Genomic DNA, 11,211 nt, shown 5'->3' with positions numbered 1-11,211 from the left:
GCCGAATATATAGTCTGGACTATGGTACAGAGTCAAGGGTTTTCGGAAATCAATTTTGAAAAGGAAAAATGGCCAAGGTTAATGAAAGCCAATAACTACTGCCGGCTGTAGCGGCCCATTAGCTGGGTTTGGCCGAGGATATGGCCCTCCATGGCCCGCTCCACATCTTTTTTGGCCGCCGTCGAGTCGAGGGTCAATGCGCTATCAAGGGCATAAAGCTTGAAGGTGTAGCGATGGGTCCCTGAAGGGGGGCACGGTCCGCCATAGCCCGTTTTCCCCCAGCTGTTGGTTCCCTCCACAATGCCCTGGTCTTTCAGGTTTGGACGCTTGGCGTCCTCCGGCAGTCCCGCTACCGCCGCGGGAATATTGAACATCACCCAGTGGTCCCAGGTCCCCCCCGGGGCGTCGGGATCGTCGCAAATCAGGACCAGGGTCTGGATCCCCTCCGGCAGGCCGGACCAGGCGAGTTCCGGCGAGATGTCAACGCCGTCGCAGGTAAAACGGGCGGGAATGTTCCCGCCTTCGGTGAAAGCGTTGGAGATTATCTGCATGGTTGTGTCTCCCGGCGCAGGGAGAGACGCCGACAATGCCGGCGCCCATCCCGCTGCCAATATGAACATTGAGAGGGGTCGCATCCATCCAACATAGGGGCGATTCGCCTGCGCTGCAAGCATCATTTCCTTACATCCGCGGGCTCAACAGCCGTTTCCCCTGCCCCCGGTTCTACTATCGAATATGACCGCCAGATGTAGTAGATGGTGGGGATCACCAGCAGCGTCAGTACCGTCGATGTCACCATGCCACCGACCATGGGGGCAGCGATGCGTTTCATCACCTGGGAGCCTGTCCCGGTGCCCCAGAGGATCGGCAACAGGCCGGCCATAATGGCCGTTACGGTCATCATTTTGGGTCTTACCCGGTCCACGGCACCGGCCATGATGGCATCGTATAAGTCTTTCAGCGAGGTCATCTGGCCCGCTGCCACACGCTCTTTGTAGGCATGGTCCAGATAGATCAGCATGATGACGCCGGTCTCGGCCGCGACGCCTGCCAGGGCGATAAATCCGACCCCCATGGCGATGCTCATGTTGTACCCCAGCAGATAGGTAAACCATAGCCCGCCGACCAGCGCGAAAGGCAGTGACAGCATGACGATAATGCTTTCGGTGATATTCTTGAAATTCATATAGAGCAGCAGGAATATGATCAGCAGCGTGATTGGGACCACGATCTTCAGGCGTTTGTTGGCCCGCTCCATATATTCAAACTGTCCGCTCCAGACAATGGAGTACCCTTCCGGCACTCGCAGTTCCTCGGCCAAAGCTGCCTGTGCCCGCTTGACATAGGTGCCCACATCAATGCCGGTGATGTCCACGTAGATCCAGGCCGTTCTGCTGGCGTTTTCGCTTTTGATAACGGGCGCGCCCTTCCTTATGACGATTTTCGCCACCTGGCTCATGGGGATCTGCGCGCCGGTCGGCGTGGGGATAATGACCCGCCCCAGTTGGGTGATATTGTCGCGCAGTTCGCGTCCGTAGCGGACGTTGATGGGGTACCGCTCCTGGCCCTCTACCGTGTAGCTGACGTTCATGCCCCCAATGGCAGATTGAATGACATCCTGAATGTCGCCCACAGTGAGTCCGTAGCGGGCGGCCTCGTCCCTGTTGATCTCAAAGTCGAGGAAATTGCCGCCGGTCACCTTGTCAGCAAATGCGCTCAATGTTCCCGGCAGCTTCTGCACGATGGCCTGGACCTCAGCGCCCATCGCATTCAGGGTATCCAGATTTGACCCCATGAGCTTGATGCCCACCGGCGTTTTGATGCCTGTGCTCAGCATGTCGATGCGGGTTTTAATTGGCATCGTCCAGGCGTTCGTCAGGCCGGGAAACTGGATGGAACTGTTCAATTCGGTAATCAGCTCATCCATTTTAACGGACCGGTTTTCCGGCCAGATTGCCACAAAAATGGAATGCATAAACTGTGGCACCGGCAGGTCCGAATGCCATCGGTCGATGCGCTTCCGCTTCGGCCAATCTTCAACCGGCTTCAGAGTGATAGTGGTTTCGATCATGCTCAACGGCGCCGGGTCGGTGGCCGTCTCGGCGCGCCCGATTTTTCCGAACACACGTTCGACTTCCGGAAAGGTCTTGATGATTTTGTCGGTCTGCTGAAGGATTTCGCGAGCCTTGGTGATAGAAAGCCCGGGATCGGTCGTCGGCATGTAGAGCAGATCGCCCTCGTTCAGTGGAGGCATAAATTCCGAACCGAGGTTTTTAAGCGGTATAACGGTTAAGCCGAGTACGGCGCCGGTGATGACCAGAGTGGCTTTCCTGTAGCGCAATACCCAGCGTATGAGCGGCCTGTAAACGCGGATCAGGAACCGGTTGACAGGGTTTCTGCCCTCAGGCAGAATTTTCCCCTTGATCAGATAACCCATTAAAACCGGCACGATGGTAATGGCCAGAATGGCCGAAGCCCCCATGGCATAGGTCTTGGTAAAGGCCAGCGGTTTAAACATGCGGCCTTCCTGTGCCTCCAATGTGAAGACGGGCAAGAAGGAGAATGTGATGATGAGCAGGGAATAAAACAACGCCGGGCCGACCTCTTTCGAGGCTTCGGCGATGAGTTGCCAGTGATCGACCTTGTCGCCGCGACGCTCAATATGCTTGTGGACATTTTCGATCATGACGATGGCGGCATCCACCATGGCGCCAATCGCAATCGCAATACCGCCCAGCGACATGATGTTGGCGTTCATGCCCTGCATTCTCATGACGATGAAGGCGCAAAGAATGCCGATTGGCAGACTCAGGATGATCACCATGGAGGAGCGCAGATGGAACAGAAACAGTGCGCAAATCAGGGCGACGACAATGAATTCCTCAACCAGTTTGCGCGATAGCGATTCCACGGCACGATCGATCAGCGTTGAACGATCATAGGTAAGCACGATTTCAACCCCATCCGGCAGACTGTTTCGCAATTTCGCCAGTTTTTCTTTTACTGCAGCTATCGTGCGCGACGCATTTTCGCCCCAGCGCATGACGATGATGGCGCCGACGACTTCGCCTTCACCATCGAGCTCGGCGATTCCCCTGCGCATTTGCGGGCCCACGCGAATCTCGGCGATATCGGCAAGCAGGACAGGAATGCCGTTGGCCGCTATCTTCAGCGGCACAATCTCGAGATCGGCAATGCTTTGCAGGTAGCCGGTGGCGCGCACCATGTATTCCGCCTCGGCTATCTCGAGTACCGACCCGCCGGTTTCCTGGTTGGCGTTTTGGATGGCTTTCCTGATCTGCGCCAGGCTCAGTCCATAAGCGCGCAGCTTGTCCGGATCGACCACGACCTGGTATTGCTTGACCATGCCACCGATGGTCGCGACTTCGGAGACACCCGGTACGGTCTGCAGCTCGTATTTGAGGAACCAGTCCTGTATGGACCTTAGCTGGGAAAGATCATGCTGACCGCTGCGATCGACCAATGCGTACTCGAGTATCCAGCCGACACCGGTCGCGTCCGGTCCCAATGCAGGCCGGGCATCTGCCGGCAGGGTAGGCGCAACCTGGCTGAGATATTCGAGTACCCGGGACCGCGCCCAGTAAAGATCGACCCCATCGTCGAAAATAATGTACACATATGAATCGCCAAAAAAGGAATAACCGCGAACCTTCTTGGCGCCGGGCACCGCCAGCATCGCCGTAGTCAGCGGATAGGTGACCTGGTCCTCGACGACCTGGGGGGCCTGGCCGGGGTAACTGGTCTTGATGATGACCTGTACATCCGACAGGTCTGGTATTGCGTCGACCGGCGTTTGCGAAATCGAGTAAATACCGCCGGCGGTCAGGATCGCCGCCATCAGCAATACCGTGAAGCGATTGTTGACAGACCAGCGGATAATGTTTGCAATCATCAGGGTTTACTCCGCTTGTTCCATGCGCGCGATCTCGGCGTCGATATTCGACTCGGAATCGATCAGGAATTGCCCCGAGCTTACGATTGTCTCTCCCGCCGACAGGCCCGACAGAATCTGGACCCGGTCACCCGATTCGATGCCGGCCACCACGGTTTTTGAGCGGAAACGGCCCTCGCCTTCAGCCAGGACCACGCGGTCGACTGATCCGCCCCGGATCAGCGCCTGCAGCGGGATATGGATGGCGTCATGCACCGGCGCGCCAAAGATTCTGATGCTGGCGAACATGTTTGGGCGCAGCGCTTTATCCGAATTGTCTAAAACTATCCGCACCCGAGCCGTTCGCGTGCCGGGGCTGAGCTCCGGGTAAACATAGTCGACCCTGCCCTGCCAGATTCTGCCCGGCAGATAGTCAAGCCGGACTTCAGCCCGCTGACCGGGTTCGACCCATGCCGCCTGCCGCTCGAAGACTTCGGCCATCAACCAGATCGTGTCAAGCTGGCCAAGGCTCATGATCTCGCTTGCGGGCGTGACGTATATGCCTTCGCGGACCGAAAGCTGCGTGACGATGCCGTCGTTTGGGGCGAAAAAACGCACGCGTTGCTGGACCTGCCTGGTTTTTTGCAAGGCCTCGATCTGGTTTTTGCCAAAACCCAATGAGCGCAACCGGCCGGCGGACGCTTCGCGCAATGCCGTTGACCGGCTGGCCAGGCTGGCGACAAATTCTTCCTGAGCGTTGACCAGCGCAGGCGAATAGAGCTCGAACAAGACCTGGCCGCGTTTGACGCTTTCACCGGTGCTGCCGACGTTCAGTTTTTCGATCCAGCCGTCGACACGAGTGGCGATCCTGCTCAGCGTCGATTCATCGTAGGCAACATAGCCAACGGTATCGATGATTCGCGACAGGCTTCCGGTCTCGACGGGGGCGGTCCTGACCCCCAGGTTGTTGATGACTACCGGATCGATCTTCACCACAGCGGGATCGGTCTCCCCGCCAGGATCCGCGTAGACCGGTACGAGGTCCATGCCCATCGGCGATTTGCCCGGCTCGTCACGCCGGTACCTGGGATCCATCGGCGCGACCCAGTACAGGATTTCGGGTTCATCGCTGGCGGTATCAGGGCCAGGTCCGGAATCGCCCGGCGATATCCAGCGAGCGAGAAAAAAACCTGCCAGCACGCCGGCGGTCAGGATAATTACAAAACCTGCTCTGTTCATTTCAAAATCCTCCCAATGCCGCGATCACGGCAAATGAGCGCAATCTGTCGGTTTGCAGTTTGCTCTGTTCGATGCGGGATTCGAGTTCACGGATATAGGCGCGCATGACATCCGCAAAATCGCCGGTATCGGTCTGGTAGGCTGCCAACGCCGCCGCCGAAAGTTCCGCCGATTGCGGAACGATTCGTTCTCGATAAACGTCGATGCGCCGCGATAGCTCGGTCCAGCGTGCGTACTCGGATTCCAGTTCCTGTCGCAGAGAGCGGGCCAGTTTTGTCCTTGCGGCCAGCGAGGATTGCTTCTGATGTCTTGCCGACGCCAGTGTCCTGTCCTGACGGTTTTTGTGGAACAGCGGCAGATCGAAAGTCAGCATCACGGTGGCGAAGTCGGATCTTGGCATGCCGTTGCCCAGTTCGCCGCCGCGCAGGCCCAGTCTGGCCTCCAGCCCCCAGGCAGGCTTGTAACGCTCGCTGGCAAGGGCGACGCCGCTCTGGCTGGCCGCAATCTGTGCATCGGCAGCGAGCAATGCCGGATGGTTGTCGAGCTGCATCACCAAATCTGGCAGATCGGGAACAAGGTTCCAGGCGGGCAGCTTTGTGTCCAGTGAGCGTGTGGCGTGTGCATCGCCAACCCATTGTGCCAGCCGGGCACGCTGGTCCCTGACTTGGTGATTTATCTCGATCAGGCGATCGTCAAGCCGGCTTAATTCAATCTCGGCTCGCAGTACGTCCTGCTGGGTGCGGCTGCCGACCGCATACAAAGATCGGGTGATCGCCAGTAGGTCCGAAAAGTGGGCGTGGCTTTCGAGCACCAGTTTCTTGGCATGCTCCCAATAGTAAACGCCCAGCCATGCCCGACGGGTGGCCAGGACGACCTGGCGCGCGCGGTTTTCGGCATCCGCCGTAAGGCCGGAGGACAACGACTCGAGCCGGCGGGTCTTGAGTTTCAGCGTATCGCCCCGGGGAAAGGCCTGGCGTAAACCGATCACGGCCTGGGTCATTCCTTCCGTGCTAAAGCCGCCGTCCTGAATCGGGTAGTTCTGCAAGCCAAGCCCTATCTGCGGGTCGGGCAACTGACCGGCGGCCACCGATTGTTCCATGACGGCGGCGGCGCTTTCGGTCAGCGCCAGCAAGCCTGGTTCGTCAGCCAGCGCAATGAGCTCTGCTTCATCGGTGCTCAATGGCACGGCCTCGGCCGCTTGTGTGCTGACGGTATGGAATGCCGAACCCAGGAGCACCAGAAAATACAGGGCGGCGGGCCATGGCAACGGCTGGGCCGTGGCTGACTGAAAAAGCTTGTTACGGGAAGCGGTCCCTTGTGGGTATGGCATGGTATCTCCTCCAAACGTGCCGGGAAAAAGGCTTACGTGGGGGAGATAGCTATTTCAGGAATACGCAGAGCTGCAGATAGACAGGAGGATTGCCCGGCCTCAATAATACAGCCGAATCGGAAACTCGATCGCAGCGTACCGATTCAGCGACCGGAAGCGGGATGAAACTGGCAGGGAGCAACCATTCGCCGACATCGGCTTTTTTCAGTTGCTGTACGCGCCCGTCATAATCGATGTCCTCGGGGTAGACGCAGCGCGCCGCATCGTCGATGCAATCAGTGGCGCGCGCATCTGTCATCGATGGGCAATACGGGCAATGATTGGTTTTTTCCTGAATTTCACCATGCATGCCATGGTGTTGTTGATCCTGGTCGTGCCCGGAAACACTGAAAGCCATGGCGCAGGGCTGCATGGCCAGGCCCAGCCAGACCACGCACCAGCTCGCCAGCACACGGGGCGCCCAGCGGCGTTGCTTGCTTCTAATGTTTCCTATTAAATTCAATTACATACACCTCAGAACTCAAAGGGTACTCCAAGTTACCAGCGACCGCAATCCGAACAGTTCACAAAAAGACACACACCGCATGGCGGGTTTTCCCACTGATAATGACCGCTGCCGACAGCAACAAAGGTGCAATGCGTGCGCTTCTTGACTTTGAAATGTGCACAATACTCCCCGCTTGGGTACTCTGGCCGTCACCTTCAAAGCGCCGGTTCGGCATACAATTAACTAGAAAAGGACATTAATAACAATGACATATGGTTGGCATGACTTGCTTGGCATTATCGGAGTCGTTTTGATTCTTGCAACTTATATGCTGCTGCAGCTGGAAAAACTATCTGCAAAGAGCTTTATATATTCAGCGACTAATGGCTTGGGCGCTTCGTTAATTCTCGTATCCTTGATATACGAGTTCAATCTTTCTGCCTTCATTATTGAAGCATTCTGGCTGTTGATCAGCGTCTATGGCATGGTGCGGTATTTCTCGCGCAACAGATCCAGACTCGCGGCTAAGCAGAACAACTAAGCTATTTTCCCGTATACGGGATCGGCTTGTTCAGCATGAGGGCGCGAACATACTTCACCGGCCCGGACTCCTGGTTCATGGCTGTCATCAGGCATGGCCCGGGTTCAAGCTAACGCTTGAGCAAACTCTGTAGCTCAGCAATTGCCCTGTCAACATCAGCTTCACTGTTATACAAGTGCGGGGAAAAACGAACGAATTCTTGCCTTTTTTGAGCCACAATCTTGCGCTTTTTTAGTTCTTGAACGACCTCCATAGAATTCCAGCCATCTACTCGGCAAGTGACAATTGAAGTTCGCTCCGATCTGTCTAGCGGCGATACAATTTCGACATCAAGCCGGTTTAGACCCTCAACCAGTCTATCTGCCAGTTTCATATTGTGCTCATATATGTGCTCGATACCGATATCGACCAAGTACTCAATAGATTTTTCCAAACCCTTGATACATCCGAATGCCAACGTGCTGGACTCGAATCTTTTGGTTGTGTCTGGATATTCCAACCTGTCAGGGCTCAGGTCCCATATGTTTTTGTGGCTACGAAAACCGACAAGCCCGGGCTCGAGATTGTTTTGTAGATGTGGCGCGAGATACATTACCGCGGCACCGAATGGCCCACACAACCACTTATAAGAGCCACTGATAATGACGTCCGCACCACATGCAGGTGCATCAATAGGAATAGCTCCTGCGGACTGCGTTGCATCAACAACGAGAAGCGCGCCATGTGCATGCGTGGCTTCCGCCAATGATGCCAGATCATAAAGCTGTCCACCTGTATATTCGGCATGCGAAATTGATACGACTGCTGTATTTTTGTCGATAGCACTGATCACCTTATGAATACTTGTGTAACCGTTATGTCCCTTGGCTAGTCGAATTTCAGAACCTGTATGGTGTGAAACTCGACTCCATGGATAAATGGTACTGGGAAATACGATATCAGTACTTACAACGTTCTCATGCTTTTTGGGCATCACTGCCCAGGCGATTGAACTCAACAGTTCAGTACAACTTGAACCACCGGCAATATCTTCAGTACGACAATTAAATAGACGGGCCGCCTGAATACGCAGCCCGTCAAACGCCGTATCCTCGGCATGATCATCGAAGTTGTTGCTACCATTGAGCGCGAGATCAGTTTGCCAGTCAGTAATTACTGTGGCCGCGCCCATTGGAATTAGCGCCACGTTGGCCGCGTTGAGGTAGGACCATGACTCCGTCAGTGGAAAATCTCCACGCTCTACAAGCAATTCCATCTTTGACCTCGCTACCTGATAGTCAACACGTCGATAATCTCGAACCAATCGCTTATTGTTGCTTATTCCGAATGCGCGCCACTCCGCTGCTTGCCGATCCCGGCCCAACAAGCACGGCGACCCACCTAAGAACTGGATAGATCCGAGGAAATGCCATTTGTCTTCACCGATCCCATCTTGGCGTACGCTACAATTTCTTTTTTTCGATTCACCATCGTCGGCAAAACTGCCCCACCATATGCCACCTAACTAATAATTATCTTGCAAAAGTTCTGCATATCATGCTGCGCAGTATAAAACGCGCATGTCCGCTTTGGGTCGTTAGCGGCCCCTCAGAACGTTATCACACGAATGGCCGCTATCGGGCGCATACTGGCCGCTCGATAAAGATTTTCTGGAAGCTACAATCTGACCGGCCGCTTTCACTAAGAGCGGTCGTTCAAAACCTTGGGAAACCACCAATCTGACCGGCCGCTTACGGCCAGAAGCGGACATTGGAATACTCCGCCATCAGGCGGAGCTTCCGTGGGTACCGGATTCAATCTAACTATCCGTACTACTCTACATCAAAATCAAAATACCTCTCCGGAAAAGGTTCATCCTCAAGGGTGTAATGCCACCATTCATTGGCATAAGGTTCAAACCCATGTTTGATCATGACATCCCTAAGCAGATTTCGGTTGGCAGTCGCCTCTTCGTTTACCAACGACGAGTCATGATGGGATATCTCACCAAAAAAGTCCCAGGGACTTCCCATATCCAATTCCGCTCCCGTTTTAAGGTCCACAACCGTAAGATCCAAGGTGCTCCCCCGTGTGTGCCCGGACTTTTCGGCGATGTAGCCAAGCTCAAAAAGCCGGTCTTTAGGGAGATTGGGGTAATATTTCCTCTTTGTCAGGGTATCTGCCGGATCTTTCGCCCATCTCACAAAGTGATTCACCGCTTTCTGCGGCCTGTAGGCGTCAAATATCTTTAAGCCCAGTCCCTGCTGATTTAACTTCTTCTGCACTTCGGACAATGCTTGGGCAGCCTGCTTGCTAACCAGAATCACTGCTTTATGATAGCCATCCACTCTTGTTCCCATGAAATTATCTTCGGAGAAATACCGGACATCCAGAACTATGTCCGGGTTGCGTTCATGGATGTATACAAAATTTTGTTTGGCGTCTTCTTGATGCTTAGACTCTTGGCTACAACTTTGGAAAAAAAATGCGAATGCAAATAATGTGACTAATGCGGTTATTTTCTTCATGCTATTTTCAGATTTACCAAAGCAAGTCAAATGGTTGGTTTTCAGTTTAGGAGAAAGCGTAAGCGATGTCCGTTTTGGGTCAGTTGCGGCCTGTCGCCATCGTATCACCTGGCTGGCCGCTATCGGGCGCATACTGGCCGCTCGGCAACGATTTCCTGGAAGCCCATACCTGACCGTCCGCTTTCATCAAGACCGGTCATTCAAAACGCTATCAAATCTGTAAAATGACAGGCCGCTTACGGCCAACTGCGGACATCGGGCTGGTATTTCATTATTCTTGGCTACCTCAGCTAGGGGGGGCAAAAATCGTGAACACAACCAAAATCAATGAGTGGCTACAGATTATCGGTATGTTTGGTGTCATCGCATCATTGTTGTTTGTTGGATTGCAAATGAAGCAAGCCCAAGAGATCGCATTATCTGTTACTTATCAGGCTAGGACGGCTACGTCGGTCGATCTCAGCGTCGGCTCAATAAACAGTCCCGAGTATTTGTCAGGAATGGCGAAAGTCTATACAAATACGACCGAATCACTGACTATGCAAGAATATATTGCGCTGGTATGGGAATTTGAATCCTTGATGTCGTTATTTGAAAACAATCACCTCCAGTATGAGTTAGGTTTTCTACCTGAAGAGCATTGGCAAAGAAACGTGAACTCAATGAAGTGTATTTTCGAAATACCGTTTTACCGCACAAGACTTTCTAATTCAGAGTTCCGTGAGACATTTGCCACAGTAGTTGTGGATATTGTTCAACAGTCGATTGAAAACCCAAGCGGTTGCGGCATGCTTGAGTTGTCCTTTCCTGTTGAGAAATAGATGTCTGCTTTGGGTCATTAGCGGCCCCTCACGACGCTATCACACGAAGGACCGCTATTGAGCGTATACCGGTCGTTCGATAACGATTTTCCGAATGTTCATTTCTCAACGGCCGCTTTCATTAGTAGCGGTCGTTCAAAACCTTGGGAAACCACCAATATGACAGGCCGCTTTCGGCCAATAGCCGACACAGAAGACCTCACCGACGCGGGGTCTCTACTAATTCTATTCTCAAATACGAGAGCTTTGAGCCGAATTAGTCCTCCACAACCGATACGGCGCTGGTACCCGACCCGCCAGCGATCGTTCCCACGAATATGACCTCGGCGCTGTCGTCGTTCACGGGGCCATTTATCACTTGGCCAGTGAGATTACTGTAGTGATTGGTTATCCA

At 54.1% G+C, this 11,211-nt stretch carries 9 protein-coding genes; 2 read left to right on the top strand and 7 right to left on the bottom strand.

Going from position 1 to position 11,211, the window contains the following annotated elements:
* Window positions 1-95: 95 nt before the first annotated feature.
* The 5 genes from IIA05_12335 to IIA05_12315 all read right to left on the bottom strand — a co-directional run bounded on the left by IIA05_12335 (window position 96) and on the right by IIA05_12315 (window position 6,963).
* Window positions 96-551: a YbhB/YbcL family Raf kinase inhibitor-like protein gene (locus IIA05_12335; GenBank protein ID MCH9027879.1), complete on the bottom strand. Its 456-nt coding sequence runs from the start codon at window positions 549-551 to the stop codon at window positions 96-98.
* 122 nt (window positions 552-673) lie between these two features.
* Window positions 674-3,913 carry an efflux RND transporter permease subunit gene (locus tag IIA05_12330; GenBank protein ID MCH9027878.1) on the bottom strand — a complete coding sequence of 1,080 codons (3,240 nt, stop codon included), beginning with the start codon at window positions 3,911-3,913 and terminating at the stop codon, window positions 674-676.
* Window positions 3,914-3,919: 6 nt separating this feature from the next.
* Window positions 3,920-5,131: an efflux RND transporter periplasmic adaptor subunit gene (locus IIA05_12325; protein ID MCH9027877.1), complete on the bottom strand. Its 1,212-nt coding sequence runs from the start codon at window positions 5,129-5,131 to the stop codon at window positions 3,920-3,922.
* A gap of 1 nt (window position 5,132) precedes the next feature.
* A complete protein-coding gene (locus IIA05_12320) occupies window positions 5,133-6,461 on the bottom strand; it encodes a TolC family protein (GenBank protein MCH9027876.1) in 1,329 nt (442 codons plus the stop codon).
* Window positions 6,462-6,510: 49 nt separating this feature from the next.
* Entirely contained in the window at window positions 6,511-6,963 is a 453-nt protein-coding gene (locus IIA05_12315; GenBank protein MCH9027875.1) for a hypothetical protein, read from the bottom strand.
* A gap of 250 nt (window positions 6,964-7,213) precedes the next feature.
* Between IIA05_12315 and IIA05_12310 the strand changes: the two genes are divergently transcribed.
* Window positions 7,214-7,489 (top strand): hypothetical protein, encoded by a 276-nt coding sequence (locus tag IIA05_12310; GenBank protein ID MCH9027874.1) that lies wholly within the window; start codon window positions 7,214-7,216, stop codon window positions 7,487-7,489.
* Window positions 7,490-7,598: 109 nt separating this feature from the next.
* Here IIA05_12310 and IIA05_12305 read toward each other — a convergent pair whose 3' ends face one another.
* The gene (locus tag IIA05_12305; GenBank protein MCH9027873.1) at window positions 7,599-8,744 is read right to left on the bottom strand and encodes an aminotransferase class V-fold PLP-dependent enzyme; all 1,146 of its coding nucleotides are present in this window, start codon (window positions 8,742-8,744) and stop codon (window positions 7,599-7,601) included.
* A 556-nt stretch (window positions 8,745-9,300) separates the two neighbouring features.
* Window positions 9,301-9,996: a M15 family metallopeptidase gene (locus tag IIA05_12300; GenBank protein ID MCH9027872.1), complete on the bottom strand. Its 696-nt coding sequence runs from the start codon at window positions 9,994-9,996 to the stop codon at window positions 9,301-9,303.
* 308 nt (window positions 9,997-10,304) lie between these two features.
* Here IIA05_12300 and IIA05_12295 point away from each other — a divergent pair, with 308 nt between their 5' ends.
* Entirely contained in the window at window positions 10,305-10,817 is a 513-nt protein-coding gene (locus tag IIA05_12295; protein ID MCH9027871.1) for a hypothetical protein, read from the top strand.
* Window positions 10,818-11,211 lie beyond the last annotated feature (394 nt).

Source organism: Pseudomonadota bacterium (assembly GCA_022572885.1).
GTDB lineage: Bacteria > Pseudomonadota > Gammaproteobacteria > Steroidobacterales > MnTg04 > MnTg04.
The sequence above is the reverse complement of the archived record's forward strand: the minus strand, read 5'-3'. Positions and strand labels throughout refer to the sequence as shown.